This window comes from Bacillus sp. FJAT-50079 (genome assembly GCF_018343515.1).
Taxonomy (GTDB): domain Bacteria; phylum Bacillota; class Bacilli; order Bacillales; family Bacillaceae_C; genus Lederbergia.
In genome coordinates, this window is sequence record NZ_JAGYPD010000006.1 from 77803 (window position 1) to 103229 (window position 25427).

At 40.5% G+C, this 25427-nt stretch carries 28 protein-coding genes, 1 riboswitch and 1 other annotated feature; of the genes, 19 read left to right on the plus strand and 9 right to left on the minus strand.

Going from position 1 to position 25427, the window contains the following annotated elements:
- Positions 1 to 81 precede the first annotated feature (81 nt).
- Positions 82 to 1008 (plus strand): ribonuclease Z, encoded by a 927-nt coding sequence (gene rnz / locus KHA95_RS16555; protein ID WP_213138666.1) that lies wholly within the window; start codon positions 82 to 84, stop codon positions 1006 to 1008.
- Here the strand turns inward: rnz and namA are convergent, their stop codons facing one another.
- Together namA and proC are read right to left on the minus strand one after the other, a co-directional pair.
- Positions 1009 to 2034 (minus strand): NADPH dehydrogenase NamA, encoded by a 1026-nt coding sequence (gene namA / locus KHA95_RS16560; protein ID WP_213138667.1) that lies wholly within the window; start codon positions 2032 to 2034, stop codon positions 1009 to 1011. It lies immediately after the preceding gene.
- 68 nt (positions 2035 to 2102) lie between these two features.
- Positions 2103 to 2936 carry a pyrroline-5-carboxylate reductase gene (proC, locus tag KHA95_RS16565; protein ID WP_213138668.1) on the minus strand — a complete coding sequence of 278 codons (834 nt, stop codon included), beginning with the start codon at positions 2934 to 2936 and terminating at the stop codon, positions 2103 to 2105.
- A 180-nt stretch (positions 2937 to 3116) separates the two neighbouring features.
- Positions 3117 to 3324 (minus strand) — a binding site (T-box leader).
- 188 nt (positions 3325 to 3512) lie between these two features.
- Between proC and KHA95_RS16570 the strand changes: the two genes are divergently transcribed.
- Both KHA95_RS16570 and KHA95_RS16575 read left to right on the plus strand, forming a co-directional pair.
- The gene (locus KHA95_RS16570) at positions 3513 to 4496 is read left to right on the plus strand and encodes an MBL fold metallo-hydrolase (protein WP_213138669.1); all 984 of its coding nucleotides are present in this window, start codon (positions 3513 to 3515) and stop codon (positions 4494 to 4496) included.
- Positions 4493 to 5290 (plus strand): SDR family NAD(P)-dependent oxidoreductase, encoded by a 798-nt coding sequence (locus KHA95_RS16575; protein WP_213138670.1) that lies wholly within the window; start codon positions 4493 to 4495, stop codon positions 5288 to 5290. The genes KHA95_RS16570 and KHA95_RS16575 overlap by 4 nt, the downstream gene beginning before the upstream one ends.
- A 213-nt stretch (positions 5291 to 5503) precedes the next feature.
- Here KHA95_RS16575 and KHA95_RS16580 read toward each other — a convergent pair whose 3' ends face one another.
- Entirely contained in the window at positions 5504 to 5848 is a 345-nt protein-coding gene (locus KHA95_RS16580) for a YolD-like family protein (RefSeq protein WP_213138671.1), read from the minus strand.
- Between the two features lie 19 nt (positions 5849 to 5867).
- Complete coding sequence (locus KHA95_RS16585; protein ID WP_213138672.1) at positions 5868 to 7100, minus strand: DNA polymerase IV; 1233 nt, start codon at positions 7098 to 7100, stop codon at positions 5868 to 5870.
- A gap of 253 nt (positions 7101 to 7353) precedes the next feature.
- Here KHA95_RS16585 and KHA95_RS16590 point away from each other — a divergent pair, with 253 nt between their 5' ends.
- Positions 7354 to 7689 (plus strand): iron-sulfur cluster biosynthesis family protein, encoded by a 336-nt coding sequence (locus KHA95_RS16590; RefSeq protein WP_213138673.1) that lies wholly within the window; start codon positions 7354 to 7356, stop codon positions 7687 to 7689.
- A gap of 108 nt (positions 7690 to 7797) precedes the next feature.
- Here the strand turns inward: KHA95_RS16590 and KHA95_RS16595 are convergent, their stop codons facing one another.
- The 3 genes from KHA95_RS16595 to KHA95_RS16605 all read right to left on the minus strand — a co-directional run bounded on the left by KHA95_RS16595 (position 7798) and on the right by KHA95_RS16605 (position 10766).
- Entirely contained in the window at positions 7798 to 8706 is a 909-nt protein-coding gene (locus KHA95_RS16595) for a hydroxymethylglutaryl-CoA lyase (protein WP_213138674.1), read from the minus strand.
- Positions 8707 to 8931: 225 nt separating this feature from the next.
- Positions 8932 to 10116: a toxic anion resistance protein gene (locus tag KHA95_RS16600; RefSeq protein WP_213138675.1), complete on the minus strand. Its 1185-nt coding sequence runs from the start codon at positions 10114 to 10116 to the stop codon at positions 8932 to 8934.
- Positions 10113 to 10766: a 5-bromo-4-chloroindolyl phosphate hydrolysis family protein gene (locus KHA95_RS16605; protein WP_213138676.1), complete on the minus strand. Its 654-nt coding sequence runs from the start codon at positions 10764 to 10766 to the stop codon at positions 10113 to 10115. Before KHA95_RS16605 ends, KHA95_RS16600 begins: the two co-directional genes overlap by 4 nt.
- A gap of 131 nt (positions 10767 to 10897) precedes the next feature.
- Here KHA95_RS16605 and KHA95_RS16610 point away from each other — a divergent pair, with 131 nt between their 5' ends.
- Both KHA95_RS16610 and KHA95_RS16615 read left to right on the plus strand, forming a co-directional pair.
- Complete coding sequence (locus tag KHA95_RS16610; protein ID WP_213138677.1) at positions 10898 to 11146, plus strand: YqkE family protein; 249 nt, start codon at positions 10898 to 10900, stop codon at positions 11144 to 11146.
- Between the two features lie 368 nt (positions 11147 to 11514).
- Positions 11515 to 11601, plus strand: a riboswitch (cyclic di-GMP riboswitch).
- Between the two features lie 28 nt (positions 11602 to 11629).
- Positions 11630 to 11758: an anti-repressor SinI family protein gene (locus tag KHA95_RS16615; RefSeq protein ID WP_213138678.1), complete on the plus strand. Its 129-nt coding sequence runs from the start codon at positions 11630 to 11632 to the stop codon at positions 11756 to 11758.
- A gap of 111 nt (positions 11759 to 11869) precedes the next feature.
- On the opposite strand, the gene KHA95_RS16620 is transcribed toward KHA95_RS16615, so the two are convergent.
- The gene (locus KHA95_RS16620) at positions 11870 to 12202 is read right to left on the minus strand and encodes a helix-turn-helix domain-containing protein (RefSeq protein ID WP_213138679.1); all 333 of its coding nucleotides are present in this window, start codon (positions 12200 to 12202) and stop codon (positions 11870 to 11872) included.
- Between the two features lie 355 nt (positions 12203 to 12557).
- Positions 12558 to 13481, minus strand: coding sequence for an aldo/keto reductase (locus KHA95_RS16625; protein ID WP_213138680.1), 924 nt, complete (start codon positions 13479 to 13481; stop codon positions 12558 to 12560).
- 121 nt (positions 13482 to 13602) lie between these two features.
- On the opposite strand from KHA95_RS16625, the gene KHA95_RS16630 reads away from it, so the two are divergent.
- From KHA95_RS16630 to KHA95_RS16690, 13 genes are all read left to right on the plus strand, one after another.
- Complete coding sequence (locus KHA95_RS16630) at positions 13603 to 14160, plus strand: NUDIX hydrolase (protein ID WP_213138681.1); 558 nt, start codon at positions 13603 to 13605, stop codon at positions 14158 to 14160.
- Entirely contained in the window at positions 14157 to 15314 is a 1158-nt protein-coding gene (locus KHA95_RS16635) for an endonuclease Q family protein (protein WP_213138682.1), read from the plus strand. The genes KHA95_RS16630 and KHA95_RS16635 overlap by 4 nt, the downstream gene beginning before the upstream one ends.
- Before the next feature lie 66 nt (positions 15315 to 15380).
- Positions 15381 to 16028, plus strand: a complete 648-nt coding sequence (spoIIM, locus tag KHA95_RS16640) for a stage II sporulation protein M (RefSeq protein ID WP_213138683.1) — start codon at positions 15381 to 15383, stop codon at positions 16026 to 16028.
- A 100-nt stretch (positions 16029 to 16128) separates the two neighbouring features.
- Positions 16129 to 16593 (plus strand): ferric iron uptake transcriptional regulator, encoded by a 465-nt coding sequence (fur, locus tag KHA95_RS16645; RefSeq protein ID WP_213138684.1) that lies wholly within the window; start codon positions 16129 to 16131, stop codon positions 16591 to 16593.
- A gap of 235 nt (positions 16594 to 16828) precedes the next feature.
- On the plus strand, positions 16829 to 17056 hold the full coding sequence (locus KHA95_RS16650) for a YqzK family protein (protein ID WP_213138685.1): 228 nt from the start codon (positions 16829 to 16831) through the stop codon (positions 17054 to 17056).
- Between the two features lie 6 nt (positions 17057 to 17062).
- A complete protein-coding gene (xerD, locus tag KHA95_RS16655; RefSeq protein WP_213138686.1) occupies positions 17063 to 17956 on the plus strand; it encodes a site-specific tyrosine recombinase XerD in 894 nt (297 codons plus the stop codon).
- A 215-nt stretch (positions 17957 to 18171) separates the two neighbouring features.
- Positions 18172 to 19353 (plus strand): phosphopentomutase, encoded by a 1182-nt coding sequence (gene deoB / locus KHA95_RS16660; RefSeq protein WP_213138687.1) that lies wholly within the window; start codon positions 18172 to 18174, stop codon positions 19351 to 19353.
- Between the two features lie 4 nt (positions 19354 to 19357).
- Positions 19358 to 20173: a purine-nucleoside phosphorylase gene (locus tag KHA95_RS16665; protein ID WP_213138688.1), complete on the plus strand. Its 816-nt coding sequence runs from the start codon at positions 19358 to 19360 to the stop codon at positions 20171 to 20173.
- A gap of 602 nt (positions 20174 to 20775) precedes the next feature.
- Complete coding sequence (locus KHA95_RS16670) at positions 20776 to 21939, plus strand: D-alanyl-D-alanine carboxypeptidase family protein (protein ID WP_213138689.1); 1164 nt, start codon at positions 20776 to 20778, stop codon at positions 21937 to 21939.
- 187 nt (positions 21940 to 22126) lie between these two features.
- The gene (spoIIAA, locus tag KHA95_RS16675) at positions 22127 to 22477 is read left to right on the plus strand and encodes an anti-sigma F factor antagonist (protein WP_213138690.1); all 351 of its coding nucleotides are present in this window, start codon (positions 22127 to 22129) and stop codon (positions 22475 to 22477) included.
- A gap of 3 nt (positions 22478 to 22480) precedes the next feature.
- Positions 22481 to 22921 (plus strand): anti-sigma F factor, encoded by a 441-nt coding sequence (gene spoIIAB / locus KHA95_RS16680; protein ID WP_213138691.1) that lies wholly within the window; start codon positions 22481 to 22483, stop codon positions 22919 to 22921.
- A gap of 12 nt (positions 22922 to 22933) precedes the next feature.
- The gene (gene sigF / locus KHA95_RS16685; RefSeq protein WP_213138692.1) at positions 22934 to 23692 is read left to right on the plus strand and encodes an RNA polymerase sporulation sigma factor SigF; all 759 of its coding nucleotides are present in this window, start codon (positions 22934 to 22936) and stop codon (positions 23690 to 23692) included.
- 99 nt (positions 23693 to 23791) lie between these two features.
- Entirely contained in the window at positions 23792 to 25273 is a 1482-nt protein-coding gene (locus tag KHA95_RS16690) for a spore germination protein (RefSeq protein ID WP_213138693.1), read from the plus strand.
- Positions 25274 to 25427: the final 154 nt, after the last annotated feature.

The window sequence follows — 25427 nt, forward strand, 5'->3', positions numbered from 1 at the left end:
CTTTTTCGCAAAAAAATATTCATTTCCGTTCGGAGATTGTATGATAGAATAGGTAAAATACAATCTCGGGGGTGTTCGGGAATGGAAGTACTATTTCTCGGAACGGGTGCTGGAGTTCCCGCTAAATTACGAAACGTAACTGCAATTGCTCTAAAAATGCTAGAAGAACGCAATGCCGTCTGGCTATTCGATTGTGGAGAAGCAACCCAGCATCAAATTATCCATACATCGATCAAACCACGGAAGATCGAAAAAATCTTCATTACTCATCTTCACGGTGACCATATTTTCGGTTTGCCTGGACTTGTAGGCAGCAGATCGTTTCAAGGTGGAGAATCGAAGCTGACTGTTTATGGACCAAAAGGAATTCGCCAATATCTCGAAACTTCCTTACATGTGAGTCAAACACATATAAAATATCCATTAGAAATCATCGAAATGGAAGAAGGAATCATCTTTGAAGATGATCAATTTCGAGTTGAAGCGAAGCTCCTTGATCATGCAATTACAAGTTATGGATTTCGCATTACCGAAAAGGATAAGCAAGGCACACTCGATGCTAGCCGTTTAATGGCTGATGGGATTTCGCCAGGTCCGATTTATCAGCAATTAAAAAATGGTGCAACCGTTACATTGAAAGATGGTCGAATGATTAACGGGCTTGATTATGTCGGTCCAAATCAAAAAGGTAAAGTCGTTTGCATTCTTGGTGATACAAGACCATGCGCAAATGCGCTTCCGCTTGCTCAAGAAGCAGATTTGCTTATTCATGAAGCAACATTTGCCGCCGGAAGTGAGGAGATGGCTCGTGATTACTACCATTCAACAACGCTCCAGGCGGCCGAATTGGCAAAAGCGGCGAATGTTGGAACACTTTGTCTTACTCATATTAGTTCCCGATATGGGAAAGAAATATGGGAAGAACTTGCAGCCGAAGCGCGAACGGTTTTTCCATCTACGGAAATCGCCCATGATTTTTTTGAAATCAATGTCGGGTCGCCCGAATAATTAGCGTATAATCCAGCCACGTTTATATTGCTCAGGAGCATCGAGATCGTAGCGGAGCTCCTGTGCAGCTGTGCGCGGCCAATATGGATCACGCAAAAGGGCTCGCGCAATAAAGATGAGATCTGCTCGCTCATTTTGCAAAATTTCCTCCGCTTGAATCCCCGTGGTTATCAAACCGACAGCGCCAGTCGCAATGCCGACCTCTTTTTTGATTCGCTCCGCAAACGGCACTTGATAGCCGGGATAAGCCGAAATTTTCGCAGGAGCGACGGCACCGGAACTGACATCGATCAAATCAACGCCTTGCTCTTTCATCCACTGTCCGATGACGATGTAATCGTCAATCTTTAATCCTTCTTCTATATAATCGGTCGCTGAAATTCGGACAAATAATGGTCCATCCCAAACCGATTTTACCTCATCAATGATTTCTCTTAAAAAGCGATAGCGATTTTCTTGTGAGCCCCCATATACATCTGTCCGCTTATTCGTAATTGGGGAGAGAAATTCATTGATTAAATACCCATGTGCACCATGCAGTTCAATCATATCGAAGCCAGATTGTTTTGTACGGATTGCCGCGTGTTTGAATGCTGTGATCGTTGCCTGGATTTCCTCCACACTCATCTCTATTGGTGTTTTCATCGATGAGTCGAATGGGAGAGCGGAAGGAGCGATAATTTCTCCATCGAGATTCGCCTTACGTCCAGCATGTGCAAGCTGGATGCCAATGGCTGCTCCATTTGCCTTTACCTTCGTAACGAGTTTGGCTAATCCGTCAATATGTTCATCGTCCCAAATCCCTAAATCCCGAGGGCTGATTCTTCCTTGGGGAGTGACCGCAGTGGCTTCAACGATAATAAGTCCTACTTGGCCGGCGGCGCGACTCGCATAATGAATTTCATGCCAATCTTGCACGTTCCCATCTTCATTTATAGAGGTATACATGCACATTGGCGACATGACAATACGATTTTTTACTGTCATATTTTTAATTGTAAAAGGTTCAAATAATTTGATCGTCATGCTAACCCTCCAAACTGATTTACGTTTCATTATATCAAGCATGAAGGGGGAATGGACAGTAGTTTGCTTTATCTTGAATTCATATGCTCTTTTTCATACATGGAACCAAGTTTAGCCGACTGCTTTGCTGCTGTTTTGACGCATTCCATCAACGCTTCTTTCACTCCGTTTTGTTGAAGAACGCTAAGCCCTGCTTCCGTCGTTCCACCAGGACTCGTTACTTCCGCTCGCAATGTGGCTGCTTCTTTACCTGAAGTTAAGAGCATATCAGCAGCTCCTGATAAAGTTTGAATAATAAGTCTTTTTGCAATGTCTGCATCAAGCCCTAACTCGACTGCGGATTGTTCCATTGCCTCTACAAGATAATAAATATATGCAGGGCCGCTTCCAGAAAGGCCAGTAATCGCATCAAGCTGATTTTCTTCTACAATGGCAGTCATCCCGATTGATGAGAAAATATCCAATGTCAGTTGTTCTTGGGCTGATGACACATTGCGGTTACACGTTACTGCCGTTGCTGATTTTCCGACACTTGCTGATGTATTTGGCATTGCGCGGACAATCGCATGATCAGTGCCGATTCTTTCTTCAATAAAAGCTAAGGAAATCCCTGCTAACACAGATACGAAGAGCGCTTGTTTTTCAATAAAAGGCTGAATGTTTCTTAAAGCGGCATCCGCATCCTTCGGTTTAACCGCAAAAATAATAATATCAGCACCACTTACGATTTCTTTCAAATCATAAGAGGTATGGATGCGATAACGATTTTCCAACTCAGCTAATTTTATTTTGTTGCCACCGTTTGTTGCGTAAATTTGGTCGCATTGGCAAATATCACGTTCAATTAATCCAGTGATCATCGCCTCTGCCATTGAGCCTGCGCCAATAAACGAAATCTTCACGTTTCATCCCTCCATAAAAAATAATTGTTAATACGTAAAAGTTACCTTTTTTAGTACAGTTGATTGGAGCGGAAGGCGCAAGACTCCTGCGAGAGTGCGGGGCAAGGATAGCTCCCCTGCGAAGCGAGCGCCTGAAGCGTAAATCAACAACAGAACAAAAAATAAAAACCTTTCATCCTGAAAAAGGACGAAAGGGTTCATTTCGTGGTACCACCTTTAATTACTGTCTTGGACAGTATCTCAAACCCCATAACGCAGGGAAGCGGTCAGTTTTGCTGACAGCTCACTAGGCAGGTTCAATAGGAAAGCGGATGATGGAGTTTCCCAGCCAATGAACTCCACTCTCTTACATCATTTCTTATTTACTAATCCTGATCATTGCTATTTGCGTAAAGTTTACTTATGATTATGCTGTTAAGCAAAGGAAATGTCAAGATTTCATTTGAAAAAATAAGCTCGCAAAAGGCTAGTTTAAAAAGATTGTGCAGATAGTTGCAAGCGTATGTAATGACAGGTAAATCAATCTGTTATGATTGGAATATTCTTTTGTAAATATATGAAAGTTGAGGGATAGATGTGACAAGTTCATTGAGCCAAGTTTTCAAAATTACATTACCTACACCGTTTGCCGTCGGTGATGTCAATGTCTATATCATCAAAGGGGAGGCGTTAACGCTCGTTGATGCGGGGGTGAAGACGCAGGAAGCATGGGATGCCTTTCAATTTCAGCTCGCTCAACGCGGGCTCATTCCTGAGGATATTGATCAAGTTGTCCTTACACATCATCATCCCGATCATATCGGTTTGTTGGAATGGCTATCAGATGATATCCCTGTATACGGACATCCATATGCACGTCCATGGCTTGAGGATGATGAATCATTTTTCGCAGGATATGATCGATTTTATGAAGGGCTCCTTACCGAATTTGGCCTTCAGGGCGATTTTGCGAGCATGTTAAAAAGATTAAAGGCCCCGCTTCGCTACGGGAGTACACGTCCGCTTACTAATGAAATCGAAGAAGGAGACAGCATTCCGGGACTTGAGGACTGGAGCATTTTCTATACACCGGGACATGCCCAAAGCCATCTATCATTCTATCGCCCAAAGGATGGTGTGCTTTTATCAGGGGACCATCTGCTTGCAACGATTTCCTCAAATCCATTGCTTGAGCCAGCATTAGATCCATCCGCTGCTCGACCGAAGCCGCAGCTTCAATATATTGATTCATTGAAAAAATTATTAGACATTCCGATTCAGATCGCATATACCGGACACGGGACCGAAGTGCTTAGGGCTCATGAGCTCGTGAAGCGGAGACTGCAACGTCAACATGAACGAGCGTTGCAAGTGAAGGAAATGCTTGAACACGAGCGGCTCACGACTTTTTCGATTACAAAAAATCTATTCCCGGCCGTGTATGAAAAAGAGCTCGGGTTAACCTTGTCAGAAACGACGGCACAGCTTGATTATTTACTATCACTAGAGCTGATTGTAAAAGAAATGGGCGATGGTGGGGTTGCTTACTTTACAGCGAAGGCAGGAAGATTGAATAAATGAGAAATGAACGGATCAAAGGAAAGACGATTGTCATTACTGGAGCATCTGGTGGACTAGGGGAGAAGATTGCGTATACATGCGCCCAAAGTGGAGCGAACTTAGTTTTACTTGCTCGCAATCAAGAAAAGCTTACGCAGATTGCCGAACGCATTCGCATGGAGTACCAGGTTGATTGTACCGCAATGGAACTGGACGTTTCTCGGCATGACATGATTCCGGGCGCGTTCCAACAGATCGTTGAGCATATAGGGAGCATCGATATATTAGTTAATAATGCAGGATACGGTACATTTATTGAAGCAAGGCATGTTGAATTGGCAGATGTGCAAGGAATGTTTGCAGTCAACGTACTTGGGTTGATCGCCTGCACAAGGGAAGTTCTACCCACTATGATTGAACGCCATCACGGTCATATTATTAATATTGCCTCGCAGGCTGGGAAGCTTGCAACACCGAAATCAAGCGTGTATGCTGCTACGAAGCATGCCGTTCTAGGTTTTACAAATAGCTTGCGGATGGAAATGTCTCAGCACGGGATCTATGTGACTGCCGTCAATCCTGGACCGATACGGACGAACTTTTTTGAACTCGCTGATCCCAACGGCACATATATTGAAAATGTAGATAGACTCATGCTAGATCCCGACAAGGTAGCAGAAAAAATCGTTGCAGCGATGCTGACGAACCGGCGCGAAATTAATTTGCCTGGCTGGATGAATATGACAAGCATCCTCCACACGCTCATGCCGAGAATCGTTGAACGCTTAGGGAGGAAAGCTTTTTTCAAAAAATAGTGAGTTTTTTTCACTAATGAGCTTCCTATGGCTGACTGGCTTATAAATCTAGGAAAGCGGCTTGTAAATCTGGCTGACTGGCTTATAAATCTAAGTAAGTGGCTTGTAAATTCGGCTAACTGGCTTATAAACCTAGTTTATAGCTGGCAACATCTGAATGACGACCTATAAATCTAGTTAAAGATCCCAGGTTTGGGCGGGTCGCACCTAGTGCTAGGCAAATTCAACATGTAGAATTTGCTCAAAAAAAAGAGTGAGCGTATCCTTATCATTACTTATTTTTAACGATGCTTCATTTGTATTTATTTTTTGAATCAGCCCGCAAAACGATGCGGGTTGATATTTTTTTGCATACGTAATCGTAATCACTTGCTTTTGTTCGAATGCTTGAGCAATCATTATATTTATCTCCGCTAATTGCTGCTCATCAAGAATAGGTAGATGAAACTCCTCCCATTTTCTTCGTTCTTTTAATAATTGTTCGCGGTGTTCAGGTAACATCATTCGACTCGACTCCCATAATAAGTTATAGCCTGGTGTTAATTTATTAGGCATCATTAAAGTTCCTCCTAATTCCTTATTTATAATGGCCTCCGATTTTTTCCGCCCGATGGAATGCTTGCCCAGCTTCTGTTAAAGAGGAGGCACGGACAATCGCTGCTGGGCCATATTTTGCATAAATGAGATCTAGCGCTTGATTGATCTTTTCCTTTTTTGCATCAAAATCAAATAAATTTAATTGATAATGCTGTTGGATTTGTAATTGTGAAAGGGCAATCCCGACGCTGCGAATCGGTGCACCGTCCCAATAAGCTTGAAATAATTGATAGGCGGCTCGAAAGATGTCGCTTCCAAAATGAGTGGGAGCGGTCAATTTCATTTGCCGATGAAAGCCGGTTGGAAAATCGAAGTCGGCTCCACGAACAGTCACGGACACCGTGCTGCCCATATAATGTTTAAAACGGGAACGGCGGGCAACCTCTTCACTTAATTCAAGCAGGACAACTTTGATTTCTTGAAGTGTTCCGTAGTCCCGAGGTAGCGTCATATGATGACCGATTGCTTTTTGCCCGTCATGCGTTTTCGCGGTAACAGGTGAGTCATCGACTCCATTGGCGATTCGAGATAGCACTTCTCCATTGATCCCCCATCTTTTTTTCAAAAGAGCCGGAGGAAAATTCGCTAAATGACCGATCGTACGAATACCCATTCGATTTAAATGTTGGTTCATTCTTCGACCTACGCCGAACATTTTTCCAACGGGAAGTGGCCATAACAACTGTTGCAAATGCTCAATATCCAATTGAAATATTCCGTTTTTGTTTTTCTTGGCAAAATTGTCGCAAGCCATTTTAGCGAGTACTTTATTAGGTCCGATACCAATCCGAGCATAAACGCCAGTTTTTTCCATAATAGCTCGTTGGATCTTTTCGGCGATTACGAGCGGGGGACCGAATAATCGTCTGCTACCTGTTACATCCATAAACTGCTCATCGATGGAAAAGACTTCGACGAGGTCTGTAAAACAGTTCAAAATATTTGTGATTTGGATAGAAACATCAAGATAGCGCTGCATACGGGGACGAATGATGGTCGCATGTGGACAAAGCTGCTGGGCTTCCCACAGCCGTGACGCATTTTCAACACCCCATTTTTTCGCCAATGGACATGCAGCAAGCACAACTCCGCTACGCCGTTCAGGATCTCCGGAAACAATGATCGGCTTATTTCTAAGCTCGGGATGATCCGCTTTTTCAACCGATGCATAGAACGATTGCATATCGACAAGGAAAATGACTTTCGTTCCCATCTTAATTTCTCCTTTGTAAAAGGGATAGAACGGATGTTCTTGTTTATTATATACGAAAATACGTTCGTTTATAACTGGGAAATAGTGGGGAGATGACGAAAAATGACCCCGATATATGGCTATCACAAAATCACCTAACGACAATCGTCGATGTACTCCGTCTATATATTCGAGCACGTGAGGCAAATGCGACAACATATGAAAGAGGGTATGATAAAATAAAAGTAATACATGGAAAGGTCAGGTGTTCATCATGGTTTCGCTTACGATTACACCAGAAGCAACGGAGAAAATTAAAGAAAAAATGGTTAACGATGATCTTATACTAAAGTTGAAATATGAAACGGACGGCTGCGGTTGCGCAGTGAATGGAGTTCCAACTTTACAATTGATTCGAAAAGACGCGATCGACAGCGATGATATTCAAATCGAAACGGGCGGGCTGCCAATTATTATGGAAAATTCAAAGATGATCTTTTTCGATGATGAGTTGAAAATCGATTTTTCTCCCGGATCGCACACATTTCGCCTTAGCAGTCCCAATCAAATTTTAAACGGCCATATGAGTTGTACAGTGAAAACAAACTAATGTTTTAGAAAAGAAAAAATACCATAGTCATGTTGACTATGGTATTTTTTATGCAATCAAAAAATGACCGACATTTCGGTGAATTCTCACAAATAGGTAGAAATTGCCTCAATGAGTAGAACGATTCTTTTTCTTAGCTAAAGAATAATATCCCGTACGAATCGGATGTGAAAGAGAAGGGGCGATCACGTCAATCGCTTCAACAAGCTGATCGAGATCAATGTCGGTTTGAATGTCCATTCGTTTAAGCATATAGACAACATCTTCGGTAGCAACATTGCCGCTAGCACCGGGAGCAAAAGGACAACCGCCAAGACCACCAGCAGATGAATCAAACCGGTCGATGCCTGCTTGTAAGGCGGCAAAAATATTGGCTAAAGCCATTTTTCTCGTATCGTGAAAATGTGCCGAAAGCATCAGATGAGGCAGTTTATCCTTCAGTTTTGAAAATAAAGAAAAAGATTCGAGTGGTGTTGCCATGCCGATTGTATCGGCGACGCTTAACTCATCTACACCAAAATCAGCAAATTGCTGGCATAGCTTGAGCGTAGCGGACTCAGCTATTTTCCCTTCATAAGGGCAGTAAAAGGCGGTGGAGATACATGCCCTTATGAAAAATCCTTTCTGCTTTAAATCAGCAATAATTGGTTTTAGCCCCCGTAGGCTGCTTTCGGTCGATTGATTAATGTTCTTTTGATTAAACGTGTTGCTGACACCGACAAAAACTGCTGCGGCATGACAATCTGTTTCTTGAATAAGCTCCGCACCTTTTTGGTTGGGAATGAGCACGATGCTTTGAATATGAGTGGGCCTCGTTTGAATCACATTTGCCGCATCCTTCATTTGTGGCACCCATTTTGGTGAAACGAATGAAGTAATTTCCATATTTTTAATTCCAGCGGCAGCTAGCTTATGAATAAACTGCTGTTTAATGGAAGTATCAATAAAATTTGCTTCATTTTGCAAACCATCGCGTGGGCCTACTTCGATGATCGTTACTTTTTCGAGCAGGTTCATCGGAATTCCTCCTAACGAATCGCTTGTGAGTACACACTCCAAGCTTATTTAATGGATAGATGTTTATTCCTTGGTGCACGGAAAAAAAGGGAAGTAATTCTTCAATAATGATTTGAAGATGAGCAATGTTGTGAGTCCAACATTTTTAAAAAAGCTACCGAACATTAGATTTCGGTAGCTTCACATTCTTCGCAAAGAGCGAATTTCATCCTTTATTTGCTTTGCTTATGTCATCTTAAGCAGTTTTTGCTTCAATTCGTTTTCCATGGAAACAAGTTCTTGTTCGGCTTGTGCACGTTTTGCTCGGCCTTCTTGCTGAATTTTGATCGTTTCTTCCAAGGTTGAAATTAAGTTTGATTGGGTTTTTTTCAATGTTTCGATGTCGACGAGGCCACGTTCGTTTTCACGAGCCGTTTCAATCGTGTTTGTTTTTAACATCTCTGCATTTTTTAATAATAAATCATTCGTTGTTTGCGACACTTGTTTCTGTGCTTCAACGGCTTGGCGTTGACGAATGAGCGTTAATGCAATCGCAATTTGATTTTTCCAAAGTGGGATTGCCGTCATGATTGACGTCTGGATTTTTTCAGCCAGTGCCTGATTCGTATTTTGAATCAATCTAATTTGTGGGGCGCTTTGAATCGTAATTTGTCTGCTTAATTTCAAATCGTATAAACGCTTTTCCAATCGATCAGCGAACTGAATCATATCATTCACTTCTTGATAAGCCATTTGATCCCCACTAGATTCTGCTTTTTGCTTTAAACGAGGAATCAATTCAGTACGCATTTCTTCAATTTTTAACTCACCTGCTGCAATATAAATATTTAAGGCGTGAAAATATTCCTTGTTTTTCTCATACAATTGTTCAAGTGTTTTTACATCTGTTAATAAAACTTCTTTCGATTGGTTTAGCTTTACGCTAATTCGATCAATTTGCGCACCAGTTTTTTGGTATTTTGACATGACCTCATTCATCGAGTTAGAAATTTTGCCGAACATTTTTGCGAAAAAGTTCTTTTTTTCCGGTGCAAGTTCTTCTGGATTTACATCGCGAAGCTTGCCCATTAATTCGCTTAAAATATCACCAATTGGTCCAATGTCTTTATTTTGTACATGATCAAGCATGGAGCTTGAAAAATTTAATAATTGAGATTGTGCTTGTGTCCCATAACCAATAACAGCTTGGTGGTTGCTAGGATCAATTTGTTTTGACAGCTCAAGCGCACGCTTTTTATTTTCTTCAGGTAGGCTATCAACGAGCCGTACCGGTTTTGGTTGGGTTTGCACCGATTCTTGCTCAAGCGGGACAAGCTCTTGCTCACCAAATGGGTTGGCAAGCAGATCGTCCAATCCGCTTGAAAAATCTGTATCTACCATTGTATTCGTGTTTTTATTTTGTTCTGTCATTCTTTCTTGCTCCTTTCATCATCAAGAGGGTTGTATTCGAGTTTTTTTAACGAATGTTTTGCAACATCAAGTTCAAAATTCAATTCATCAATATCATTCGAGAGCGCATCGTAAATATCCTTTTTAATCGATTCACTTAAATCTCCTAAAGTACTTTGCGTCTCTTTCAATGATAGATAGATCGTATCATTTTTTATCGGTTGAGCGGCAAGATCCGCATAGCGCTCAGAAAGCTCAACGACTGAATCTAAATGGTAAAAGAAAAACCGTTCCGATTGGTAAAAGCGGCGAGGATCCTTACTAACAATCGAATGCATTCGTTTTACTAATTTATTGAGCTCATACAATTGCTTAAATGCACCCATTGTACGAACAGAAAAGAACGCTTTTTGCAGGCGATTGATTTTCTTTTTTGCTTCATCTAAATTTTTTTGGATATATACATAATCTTTTCTTGTTAAATTGTTTTTCTTTAAAAATTGGTATTCGGTAACGAGCTTCACACTAAAAAACGTGAACAATCCAGTCGTTAACGATATAATAGAAGCGTTTAGAAACGGCAGATCGAAACCGAAAAATAAGATCACCCATAGAAAGATTGCTCCAGCCGTAGTAAACATTCCAAGAAAAAACGTTAATAATGATTTCATATTGCATCGACTCCTGTCTCGTACTATTACCTTATTACTACGGTTTGCGATCAAAAAAAGTTTCATTTACATCTTATTATAAGGAATAAAAAGAGCTTTTGAAAGTATGAACTGGAAGGGGAGAATAAACAATGGCTAAAAAGAGAGGACAAAAGCAAATCAAAAAAGAAAAAGACCAAGCTGTTACGTTGGCAGATGGATTGGATCAAAATATTCTCGACAAATTAAAAGAAACAAAACATAATTTGCTTGAAAAAGAAGAACAGAAAAAAGCGGCTGAAAAAAGACAATTGCTTGAGGAAAGAAAACAAAAGGAAAAAAATAAATCGTTCGAAGAGCTATTAAATGAAACATCATTGAATTGGCACGATTTTAAGTAATATGCAATGTCTTATATTTAGAATGTGAAGCGTGAAAAGAAGAAAAGGGTTTATAAGAAAGCAAAAATGCGAAGTTTTCCTCGTTTTCAAAAGGGTATATATTTTGTAATAGGAATAACAAACTGTTGCTTGTGATCACACACTCCAAAAAGACAAAAGTATTAGGTAGTTTTTCTATGAACATAAAAGGGATTCGACTGAAACATCTACGTGAAGAACCGATTTCAGCGTCTTTCCTTTGCTATATGTAAATGATGTTGCTGAATCTTGTCGATTATTGGGTAATAAACTTGTCCGATGAATTTTTCGAGTAGACAAAAAGTAACACATTAAATAATGAATCTGTCATAGAATATCATTATACATTACATAGAAAAGGGCAAACCCATTGAAAGATGGGGACGCAAAATCACGGATCTAAAGTATGAAAATACAATGATGGCCGGGTTACCTTAAATACGATCCATTTTTGGGGGGGAAAGTGTGAAGGATACAGTAGTAGAAGTGAAGTCACTTGATCAAGAATGGGCAAGACTTATATTAGAAGCAAAAAAAATAGGGTTGACGAAAGAAGAGATTAGAGCATTTCTTGTAAGTACCAAGGAACTATAAAAAATGTTTAGGCGTTTCTTCAATATTGGGGTTTTCATATAGGATAGTTCATCGATAATAAACTAAAAAAAACGTTCTGATGACATAAGGTCATCAGAACGTTTTTTTTAGTTATTTATTTTGCATTTTCCATTTGTTAAATTCAAGAAATTCTCGGAATTCTTGTTTAGATACGCCAGAAGCCATTGCCTCTCGGACGAGCACTTCCCAATCGTGATCAAGTTGAGTGTTGCTTTCATTATGATGAGATTCACCGTGGAGTAGAGAATTTACGGGAATGCCTAATACAGCTGAAATTTTCTCCAAAAATTGGATGGAAGGATTTGATTGGATCCTTCTTTCAATCGAGCTTAAATACGATTTAGCAACTCCGGCTTTTTCAGCCAATTCGGATAAAGACATTCCTCTTTGCTTTCGATATTCACGTATACGTTCACCAATCATGTAAATCTTCACCTTCCTTATAGCAAAGTATACCATATAACGAAGGATTGTTTCATAAAAATAACGTTAAAACGGAATTTTTTCATTATCTAGTTAATTATAAAATACTTGCTTGTGGCCAATTTCGATTGGAGCAATCTACGTCTAGCTCCAGTCGCCCAGCGACTAGCAAACTTCACTCTTCTTCCTACGATAAGTCAACATCGGCTCTATCGAAGCCGTGTTTAGGCCTGCCGGATGCAGGTCACAACGGCGTTGCCACAGGACGTGGCGGTTTTAGCCGTTGATCCCATAGAATCTCGTCAGAATCGCGAAAGGAAGTACGTCGCTAAACGGGCGCTTGCGCTTTTGTTCATTAGCGATGCTCAGCATATAATTGTGTCTTTGTGAGCGATTGTAATACTGTAAGCTCTTCATCTGTTAGTAACGGAGCTTGAACCGCTTTAGCGTTTGCTTGAATTTGCTTGACTGAGCTTGCCCCTGTAACGACCGCCGCAACTGTTTCATTTTTTAAATTGAACTGCAGGGCGATCTCAGTCATGGAGCGTGAACGTATTTTCGCTTTCACACTTTCAAGCAGCTGTTTTATTTCTGTATGAGTGTAATCAAGATAGCCTTTTTCAGCAAAGTCTTCGCCAGCCTCGATCATCGCCAGCGTCCGATCGCTTAATAAACCTTTTGCGACTGAGCCTCTCGTTACGACGCTAATCTGATGTTCTTTTAATGCACTCATTGTTTCCTCCGGACGTCGATCCAATAAGCTATATTGCATCATCACATTAACGATGGAAGAATCTTCGATAAATCTGCGGATGACATTGGGGCGAATGGAAGAAATTCCATATTCTCGGATCAATCCTTCTGATTTTAATTCCTCAAATGCTTCGATCGTTTCGTCGATCCGATCTTCAATCGTCCCACCATGAAGTTGATATAGATCAATATAATCGGTTTGCAATCTCCGTAAGCTATTTTTGACGGCTTCCTTTATGTATGCTTTGGAAGGGTCCCAATACCAGCCACTCTTTGTGTCATTCCAGCGATTCCCGACCTTCGTTGCGATGATCACCTGATCACGTTGAGGCGCAAGTGTTTTGCCGACAATTGCTTCATTTACACCGTAATCGTATAAATCGGCCGTATCGAAATAATTAATACCCTCCTCTAATGCTGCCTGAATAATATTTGCCGCTTGATTTTCATCTGTACCGAGTGACATGCAACCGAGTGCTAATGAAGAAACGTATAAATCCGATTTGCCTAAGCGCCGTTTTTCCATCAAAAATCCCACCTTTTCTTCTTTTCTTTATAATACTGGATTTGGGTCAAGATAAACAAAAGGAATGTTTCAAGTATCGTATGATATGATGATTGCAGTTTGTATAGAGGAGTGGGAAATGATGAAAAAATTCGAAGAGAAGACGATTCATACGGAAGAGATTTTTGTAGGGAAGATCATTCGCTTGCAAGTGGATGATGTCGAGCTTCCTGATGGGAAAATTGCCAAAAGAGAAATAATCAAACATCCAGGTGCCGTTGCGGTTATTGCTTTAACCGATGAAAATAAAATTGTAATGGTGGAACAATATCGAAAAGCGCTTGAAAGATCATTGCTTGAAATTCCGGCCGGGAAAATGGAACAAGGGGAAAAACCGGAAATTACCGCAGCGCGAGAGCTTGAAGAAGAAACGGGATATGCTGCGAAAAAGTTGGAGCATCTGATCTCATTTTATACATCTCCAGGCTTTGCGGATGAGCTTATCCATCTTTATGTTGCAACAGGGCTAACGAAGCTTGAGCAACCGCCAAGTGGTGATGAGGATGAATTTGTCGAGCTGTACGAGCTTACGTTAGAACAAGCGCAGCAAGCAGTACAGGAACAAAAAATCTTTGATGCAAAAACGGTTTATGCTGTGTCACACTTACAATTAGAAATGGGGAGGTCAGCTACTAGATGAGTCTATGTTTTGCAGATCTGCATATTCATATTGGAAGAACGTATCGCGGGAAACCAGTGAAAATTACGGCTGCGAAAAATCTTACGCTCACAAATATTCTTGAGACGGCGAAGTTTCCTAAAGGGTTAGACATCGTTGGTGTCATTGATTGTCATTCCCCTGAAGTCATCGAAGAAATGGAAGGATTGATCAAAAGCGGCGATTTAGTGGAAATGGAAGCAGGTGGCTTAAGATTTCTGGATGAGGTTACCCTCATTCCCGGCTCTGAAATAGAAGTGTATGATCAGCATTGCCATGGACCGATACATGTGCTTGCTTATTTTCCGACGCTTGAAGCGATGAAAGAATTTTCTGCTTGGCTATCAAAGCGGGTGACCAATCTTCAATTAAGTACACAAAGAATGTATGAAGACGCTCAAGTGTTGCAGGAAAAGGTAAAAGCAATGGAAGGATTATTTATCCCGGCTCATATTTTTACACCGTTTAAAAGTTTATATGGCAAAGGAGTCATCCAATCATTAACCGAAGTACTCAATCCCGATTTCATTGATGCTGTTGAGCTCGGTTTAAGCTCCAATACAGAAATGGCGGACAAGATTGCTGAGCTACATGATTATACATTCATTTCTAATTCCGATGCCCATTCGCTCCCGAAAATTGCTCGTGAATACCAAGCGTTGAATTTAGAGGCGCCAACCTTTCAAGCGTTGAAAGAAGCTCTCAAAAACGAAGGGGAAAATGAAATCGTAGCGAATTATGGATTGGACCCATATTTAGGGAAATATTACCGAACGGCATGTGCACAATGTTTTACTCCTTGGAGTGGTCATGTTTGTCATGTATGCGGCTCGGAAAAATGGACAAAAGGTGTTTCCGAGCGAATTACAGAACTGGCAACGAACGACGAAGCGCCGCCACATCGCCCATCTTATATTCATCAAGTGCCATTGGACTTCATTCCGGGATTAGGGCCAAAAACATTAGAAAAGCTGTTTAATTACTTTGGCACGGAAATGAATATATTGCACCATGTAAGTGAAGAGGAATTAATGGAGGTAGTAAAGCCAGCATTAGCTAAACTAATTGTGAAAGCTAGAAATGGGGAGCTTGTCATTTCCGCAGGCGGTGGAGGGAAATATGGGAAAATAACATAAGCAAAGTCATAACGAATGCCTGTCCCACATAAGATGTAACAATCGCAGAACAGGGGGCAGCAAATTATGCGCAATCGATTCTCTTCTAATTTTATAACGAGACATATCCAAGAAAATTTTCCGATTTATACATTTATTATGGTGTTATTTTTAATGGGGATTATTTTTGGAGCAATCCTCGTTAATAGCTTATCAGCCTCGCAAAAAGATGATCTCTTTTATTATTTGAATCAGTTTTTTACACAAGTTTCAAGCGGAAAGATGGTGCCTCCTGAAGAACTGCTAAAACTAAGCTTTTTGCATAATGTAAAATTTACCGGTTTTATGTGGATATTAGGCATTTCGATCATTGGCTTTCCGCTTATTTTTATATTAGTTTTCATAAAAGGAATTATCGTTGGCTTCTCCGTAGGATTTCTTGTCAGTCAAATGGGATGGAATGGATTGTTGCTTTCGTTTGTTTCGTTATTGCCGCAAAATTTATTCATCATTCCCGTCATAATGTTTATCGGTGTTTGTTCAATTGGCTTCTCGATGAAGTTAATTAGGAAAATTTTTATGAGACAAAGCTTTTCAATTCAATTAGCACCGGCCTTTGCGAGCTATGTTTTAGTCTATGTAGCGGCCGTGGCACTCATTACGGTGGCGGCAAGCATCGAGGCATACATTTCACCTGTGCTTATGAAATCAATGATTACTGCGTTTACAAAATAAATCTAAGTGAATAAGACGAGGGTTTAGTATCATTTTCGTTTGATTCTCCCCTTGCATCTGCTATAATGTAGTGGATAGTGGCGAGGGAGGATACTGACGTATGGAAAGTCGCATTGATCGTATAAAGAAACAACTGCATTCCGCAAGCTATAAGCTTACTCCCCAGCGTGAGGCCACGGTTCGGGTGTTGCTTGAACATGAAGAGGATCATATGAGCGCGGAAGATGTTTATTTGCTTGTAAAGGTAAAATCTCCGGAGATCGGCCTTGCAACCGTCTATCGAACGTTGGAGCTTTTAACCGAATTAAAAATTGTCGATAAAATTAATTTTGGCGATGGTGTTTCACGCTACGATTTACGTCGGGAAGGTGCGGCACATTTTCACCATCATTTAGTTTGTATCGAATGTGGTGCAGTGGATGAAATTCAAGAAGACTTACTTGGGGATGTAGAAAAAATTGTTGAACGTGACTGGAATTTTAAAATAAAGGATCATAGACTTACATTTCATGGCATTTGCCATCGATGTCACGAAAAAGAAGAAACAGAAGAACCGAAAGAATAAAAAGCCTTTTCCTTTTAACGGAAAAGGCTTTTTTCGTTGTTTTTATAAATCGAATGAAAACTTGTAATCTTTATGCGGTATCGACGCAAGATAACACGGGCTATGTCCCAACGATGCCTGGGCTCTCGATCCACCCCGCTTTTTAAAGAGTTTCTTCCAACATGAATAAATTTAGACAAGCAGGGCATATAGTGTAACAGATGAAATGAGAAATTATTTAAAGGACTGATCATATATGAAACAGATCATGAAATTCTTCTTCCAATCAATTCGTCTGTTTTTGCTATTTGTTGGATGCACCATTCTCTTTTATTATGGTATCATGTGGATACATCAAGAGTATGAAAATTATCGACGTTATGATGAGCCAGAAGGAACAGCTGTAAAAGCATTTCAGCCAATGAAAGATCAGGAAAATGACTGGTATCATCGTCTATTGCTTTTTTATCGAAATGGAGAGTAATAATCAATGAATGATCATCTTCAAGATTTTATCCACTTTATGGTTGTAGAAAAGGGACTAGCCCAAAATACAATTGTTTCCTATGAACGCGATTTAAAGCATTATTTAAAATACATTGTTGAAGTCGAGCAATTATCTTCTTTAAATGATGTTTCACGCATTCATATTTTGCATTTTTTAAGCTTATTAAAAGAACAAGGAAAGTCAGCAAGTACGCTCGCCCGCCATATTGCTTCAGTTCGAGCCTTTCATCAATTTTTATTGAGAGAAAAAGCGGTCGAGCAAGACCCTTCCGTACATATTGAAACACCGCAAAAAGATCGAAATCTGCCTAAAGTGTTAAGTTTTCCTGAGGTGGAATCCTTATTGGAGGCATCGGATTTATCGACTCCAATCGGATTGCGTGATCGGGCGATGCTTGAAATTTTATATGCAACCGGAATTCGGGTAAGCGAATTAATCAATTTAGATTTAGAAAATGTTCATTTAACGATGGGGTTTGTTCGCTGTATCGGAAAAGGGAATAAAGAGCGAATTATTCCGATTGGACAATATGCAACGGATATCATTGAGAGCTATTTACGGGATGCTCGCCCAAAATTACGAAGTGCGAAACATAAAACCGATTCACTCTTTTTAAATCATCATGGCAATCGGCTAACGCGTCAAGGCTTTTGGAAAATCATAAAACGACTTGCGGCCGAAGCTAAGATTGAAAAAGAACTAACACCACATACATTGCGCCATTCCTTTGCGACCCATTTACTAGAAAATGGGGCTGATTTACGAGCGGTTCAAGAAATGCTCGGCCATGCTGATATTTCAACGACCCAAATTTACACACATGTAACGAAAACTAGACTGAAGGACGTATATACGAAATATCATCCAAGGGCATGATAGATGCAGAAAAGTAAGTTTCCTGTTAATGAAAGTAATGGCTAAACCCATGCGTTGTTATACAAGTGGCATCGTACGATTAGGTAAGTCGTAGGGGAGCTATATGCGTAATTTTCGTAAATAAAAATGTTAAAACCGCAAGCTGGCGGTTTTTTTCTTGTTTAATTGAGGGTATGATACAATTACGTGCAATCTAAATTTGAGGAGGAAGCAGCATGTTTAAACGAGTGCATTTAATCGTATTGGATTCGGTTGGAATTGGTGAAGCGCCGGATGCAGGTAAATTTGATGATTTAGGGGCAGATACGCTCGGTCATATTGCTGAAAAGATGAACGGTTTACATATGCCGAATATGGAAAAGCTTGGTCTTTCCAATATTAAAGAAATAAAAGGGATCGAAAAAGTGGAACAGCCGTATGGCTTTTATACAAAAATGCAAGAAGCATCAAATGGAAAAGATACGATGACTGGTCATTGGGAAATAATGGGTCTGATTACCGAGAAGCCTTTTCAAGTGTTTCCAAATGGTTTTCCGCCCGCACTCCTTTCAGAGCTAGAACAAAGAACCGGTCGCGGAATCATTGGAAACATACCAGCAAGCGGAACAGAAATCATTGACCAGCTAGGTGAGGAACATATGAAGACAGGGGCAATTATTGTCTATACATCCGCTGATTCGGTCTTACAAATTGCCGCACATGAAGAAATCGTGCCGATCGAGGAATTATATCACATTTGTGAAACAGCCCGAGAATTAACATTAGCTGAAGAATTTAAAGTCGGGCGCGTAATCGCACGTCCATTTATCGGCTCACCCGGTCAATTTCAACGTACAGCGAATCGCCATGACTATGCATTAAAGCCTTCTGAAAGAACGGTAATGAATGCATTAAAAGACGATGGCTACGATGTGATTGCCATCGGAAAAATTCATGATATTTATGATGGTGAAGGAATTACTCAATCGGTGAGAACGGTCTCTAATATGGACGGGATGGATAAATTGATCGATATAGCCGATCAAGTGTTTACAGGTCTTAGCTTTGTAAATCTCGTTGATTTTGATGCGGTATACGGACATCGTCGTGATCCAGAAGGGTATGGAAAAGCGCTCGAACAATTTGATGAACGTTTACCGGAACTGTATGCAAAGATGAAGGACGAGGATTTATTGATCATTACAGCTGATCATGGAAACGATCCGACCCATCACGGGACAGATCATACACGGGAGTTTGTACCTTTGCTCGTTTATTCTAAGCAGTTCCAATTAGGGGGAGAATTGCCGCTTCGAACAACGTTTGCTGATGTAGGTGCCACAATTGCCCATAATTTCAATGTTGCTTGGGACGGACATGGGACGAGCTTTTTAGAGGAATTAAAAATAAAGGAGTAAGGAAATGTATAATAAAATTGAACAAGCTGCACAATTTATTCAAGAAAAATATTCAGTAAGCCCCGAAATCGGCTTGATCCTTGGGTCAGGGTTGGGAATTTTGGCAGAGGAAATTGAGGAGCCAATTAAGATTCCATACGAGCAAATCCCGCATTTTCCCGTTTCAACCGTTGAAGGTCATGTGGGTCAGCTCGTGATCGGGCGTTTGCAAGGCAAGCAAGTGATTGCGATGCAAGGGCGCTTTCATTATTATGAAGGTTATCATTTTTCCGAAGTAACTTTTCCAGTTCGGGTGATGAAGTTGCTCGGCGTTAGTAGATTGATCGTAACAAATGCGGCTGGTGGGGTGAATGAAACGTTTAATCCCGGTGATTTAATGATCATTACCGACCATATTAATCAAATGGGCGGCAATCCATTGATTGGCCCCAATGAAGAGCGATTCGGTGCTCGATTTCCCGACATGTCTGAGCCTTATAACAAAAAGCTTATTCAATTTGCAAAAGAAACAGCAAATCGGCTTGGCATTGCGATTCAAGAAGGGGTTTACGTTGGCAATCCCGGGCCGATGTATGAAACGCCAGCAGAGGTAAAAATGATTCGTCATTTTGGCGGTGATGCAGTCGGGATGTCGACTGTCCCTGAAGTGATCGTAGCTCGTCATGCAGGATTAGACGTACTCGGAATATCATGCATTTCCAACCTCGCTGCGGGCATGCTCGACCAGCCGCTTACACATGAGGAAGTCATTGAAACGACGGAAAAAGTAAAAGCGGATTTTTTAAGGTTCGTCAAAGCGCTTGTTGAAAACATGAAATAAAACTTTATCATTACACCACTTAAAACTGTCTTTCAATTTTGAAGGACAGTTTTTTCTCATTTCTATTTAAATTGAATGAAGATTTTCCAATTATATAAGCAAAAGATTTTCGCACTAAAACATACCTAACTAACCTCCAAACAGATACATACCTAGGTGATTGTAGTGAAAGGCAGCCTCGGAAATGCTCTGCATTTCCTTCGTGTAGTTGTACCATATTCAATGTCTAGCGGGACAGGTGAGTCCCCGCAAGGCCGTTTTAAGGAACGAAGCCTAAAGGGCGCCACATCGTGTGGCAACGCCTTGGTGATCAACATCCTTTCACCGTCGCCCTGCGGAAAGTAAAGTGCCTGAAGTGCAAATCGATATCCAAGTTCAACCTGAAAAATGGAAAAGAACTCCTGAAAAAACAGTTGATTAAAGGTAAGAAAGCGTCCATCTGACCGAAAATCACCGGTGATTACTTCCCGTATTTTATGTATATTATTTATTTCAACTTATATATATTTGAACCTTTTCTTTTTTTATTTTTGATAGTATAAAAAAAACTTCTCGGGGGACAATGGGGCTATGGAAAACATTTCATATAAGGAGGGGTCAACTTGAAAAAATTGCTTAGTCCTGTTATCAGTTTGTTTATTATATTTTCTTTATTTTCCCAAACCGTTTTTGCTGAAGAAAAACAAGCAGAACTATCAGATGATTCGAAATCCGCAATTTTAATCGAAAAGGATACGGGAACGATTTTATATGAAAAAAATGTTCATGAAAAGCTTCCGCCAGCATCCATGACGAAGATCATGACGATGTTATTGATTATGGAAGCGATTGAATCTGGTCAAATATCAATGGATGATCAAGTTCGAACAAGTGAGCATGCTGCATCAATGGGTGGATCGCAAATTTTCCTTGAGCCAGGCGAGGAAATGACAGTAAAGGAAATGTTGATGGGAATTGCAGTTGTGTCAGCCAATGACGCTTCTGTTGCAATGGCAGAGCATATTGCAGGAAGTGAAGAAGGCTTCATTGACATGATGAATAAACGCGCCAAAAAGTTAGGGTTAAATGATACTCAATTCAAAAATACAACCGGACTACCTGAGAAGGATCATTATAGTACGGCATATGATATGGCGATGATGGCGAAGGAATTGTTGCACCATGAAAAAATCATTGATTTTACAAAAGTATATGAAGGCTATTTACGTGAAAATACAGATAAGAAGTTCTGGCTTGTCAATACGAATAAACTTGTGAAATTTTATCCTGGTGTTGATGGCCTGAAAACAGGATTTACAAGTGAAGCGAAATATTGTTTAACGGCTACTGCGATGAAAGATGGAATGCGTGTCATTGCCGTTGTTTTTGGAGCGCCCACATCAAAAAGTAGAAACGCACAAGTAACGAAAATGCTTGATTATTCCTTTTCTCAATATGCTACCCATGCGATTCATAAAAAAGGAAAAGCTTTAGGAAAAGTAAAAGTGAGCAAAGGTAGTAAAAAAGAAGTGCAAGCAGTGACGAAAGATTCGATCGCCGCATTAATTAAAAAAGGCGAAAAAACCGATCAAATTACGACAGAAGTAAAGCTTGATAAGAGTATTTCTGCACCGGTGAAAAAAGGTGACCAAGTTGGCACACTTATCGTATTAAAAGATGGGAAAGAGCTATCGAAATCCCCGCTCATTGCCGATGCCGATGTCAAACGCGCATCTTGGTGGCAACTATATAAACGGGCATTTGGTATGTTTACTCATTCAAATTAATCAGTGGGAATCTCTAATCTAGCAATTGCACGACTTTTACCGATTATTGCATAAGTTTGATTTTTACAAACGAAAATCGGAAAAAATTTAGCGAAATGCTTCTAGTTTTGTCATGAAGAAGGAATTGGATCGCTAAAGGTAGAATTGACTCATTATGCGCCAGAGAAAACAAAGGAGGCATTCAATAGTGAGTCTAACAATTGATTTGGAAGTAAGACAAAAAGTTCTCTGTATTAGGCTTTCGGGTGAATTGGATCATCATACGGCGGGAGAAGTCAAGGATAAGGTAACTGAAGCGATTGAAAAGTACAATATCGTTCATCTCGTTTTAAATTTGGAAAAGCTATTATTTATGGATAGCTCTGGGTTAGGGGTCATTTTAGGCAGGTATAAACAAATTAAATTAAGACATGGAGAGATGGTTGTCTGCGCAATTTCTCCTCCGATTAAACGGCTTTTCGATATGTCAGGTCTTTTCAAAATTATTAAACTGGAAACATCTGAGCAATATGCGCTTGAAAGATTGGGGGTTGCGTAGTCGATGAGAAATGAAATGCAAATTCAATTTAGTGCATTAAGTGAGAACGAATCATTTGCTCGCATCACCGTTGCCGCATTTATTGCCCAGCTTGACCCGACGATGGATGAGCTGACGGAAATAAAAACGGTCGTATCGGAGGCTGTCACGAATGCAATCATCCACGGTTACGAGCAAAATCCTGCCGGAATTGTATATATTTCAGTGGCAATTGAAGACGGAATGATCGATCTTGTTATCCGCGATAATGGAGTCGGTATTTCAGACATTGAAGAGGCGCGCCAACCTTTATTTACAACAAAGCCGGAATTGGAGCGTTCAGGGATGGGCTTTACGATTATGGAAAATTTTATGGATCATCTCGAAGTAGAATCACACCTTGGTACAGGCACAACGATTCGTTTAATCAAATATGTAACGAAAAACAAAGCGCTATGCAATTAAGGAGCCGAGCCTATGGATGTGGAACTTAAAAAAGAGCCAAATCAGGGCTTTTTAAAAGATGCTGAGGTAAAGGAATATATTAGAAGGAGCCAGGCGGGGGATCAAGACGCTCGTGATCTGCTGGTTGAAAAAAATGTGAGGCTTGTCTGGTCAGTTGTCCAGCGTTTTTTAAACCGCGGGTATGAGCCAGATGATTTATTTCAAATCGGCAGCATTGGGCTGTTGAAATCGGTTGATAAATTTGATCTATCTTACGATGTGAAGTTTTCAACGTATGCTGTTCCAATGATTATTGGTGAAATTCAGCGATTTATTCGCGATGACGGGACGGTAAAAGTGAGCCGCTCCTTAAAGGAGCTAAGCAACCGAATTCGCAGAGCGAAAGATGAATTATCGAAGCTACATGGGAAAATTCCGACTGTTAATGAGATTGCTGCCCATTTAGATGTTTCTCGTGAGGATGTCATTATGGCGCAAGATGCCGGAAGGAAACCGGCTTCGATCCACGAAACGGTTTATGAAAATGATGGTGATCCGATTACATTAATGGATCAAATTGCTGATCAGAACGAGCAGAAATGGTTTGATAAAATTGCCTTAAAGGAAGCGATTCGCGATCTTGAGGAACGTGAACGGCTCATTGTCTACTTGCGATATTATAAAGATCGAACCCAATCGGAAGTAGCGGAACGCCTCGGAATTTCACAAGTCCAAGTATCACGGCTAGAAAAGAAAATATTAGAGCAAATGAAAGAACACATGGATACATAGAGTATGCCTTGTGTTCTTTTTTTGTATTAATCACGCATTGAATCGATTTACTTGCTACATACTAACGTAATAATACAGAAATTACGGGAGTAGATATGAATGGCAAACGAAGGGAAGAAGGAAAAAAGGAAAATTGATAAAGATCTTGACCGGCTTGAACAATTCTTTGAAAAACGTATCGGTTTAGGCACATCCTTTGATTTGGGAATCCGTAAGTTAATCGTTTTGAAGACAAATGTTCATTTATACTACGTGAACGGGCTGACTGATTCACTTTATGTCATTGAAATTATTAAAGAGCTCGTCAATTTAAACGATGTTGAAAAACCGACGAAAGAAATCGGAAAATTAATTGAAAACCGACTTGTACACGACTCAGTTGAAGTCGTTAAGACGAGTGACGAAATGGTTGACCAAGTGTTATCTGGATTATTAGCCGTTGTAGTCGAAGGTGAAGGATCCGCGTTTATCATTGATGTGCGCAGCTATCCAGGTCGACAACCAGAGGAGCCAGACACTGAGAAGGTTGTTCGTGGTTCACGCGATGGATATGTTGAGAATATAATTGTAAACACGGCCTTAACGCGAAGAAGAATTCGCGATGAGAGACTTCGCTTTGAAATTTTTACAATTGGGGAACGATCGAAAACAGATATTGCGATTGGATATTTATCCGATGTAGCCAACCCACAATTGATAGAAACAATTAAGAAGGAAATAAAAAATATAGATATCGACGGAATTACGATGGCGGATAAAACGGTTGAAGAATTTATTATGAAGCAAGGCTACAATCCATATCCGTTAGTTCGATATACAGAACGGGCTGATGTCGGTTCGATTCATTTACTCGAGGGGCATGTACTTATATATATTGATACATCACCAAGCATTATGATTACTCCGACTACCTTTTTTCATCATGTTCAGCATGCGGAAGAGTATCGCCAATCACCTGCTGTCGGGACATTTGTCCGTTGGACGAGATTTTTAGGGATTTGGGCATCGCTTTTTATTTTACCTTTATGGTTTTTATTTGCTCAAGAGCCGTCCATGCTCCCATCTGCATTAGCTTTTATCGGTCCTAATGAACAATCAGAAATCCCGTTAATCTATCAGTTGCTCATTGCGGATCTTGGGGTGGAGTTTTTAAGGATTGCTGCAATTCATACGCCAACACCACTTTCGACAGCAATGGGATTAATTGCTGCTGTTCTTATTGGACAAATTGCGATTGATGTTGGTTTGTTCAATCCAGAGGTCATTTTGTATATTTCCTTCGCTGCAATTGGAACATTTTCAACTCCGAGCTATGAATTAAGTGTTGCGAATAAAATGGTGCGAATGGTTTTACTCATTTTGGTCGCCTTTTTTAAAGCGCCAGGGTTGATTATTGGTTCAACAATCTTTATTCTCTTTTTGGCGAGCTTGCGTCCGTTAAATGCCCCGTATTTATGGCCGCTCTTACCATTTAATCCACGGGCATTCAGTCATATTATTGTAAGGAGAGCGGTACCTGGGTCAGTCCTCCGTCCAAGCATTGTACATCCGAGAGATAAGTATCGGCAGCCTCCCAAATAGCCTTCCATCCATTGCGGAATTATGCAAATTATGATAAAGTTTAGCTACTTAACAGGAAGGTAACGGAAGCTTTACTTTCTGAGCGCTTAGAACATGAGAGCAATCGGGATGTTTCCGATTGCTTTATTAAATAAGGGATTTTGTATTGGGAGGA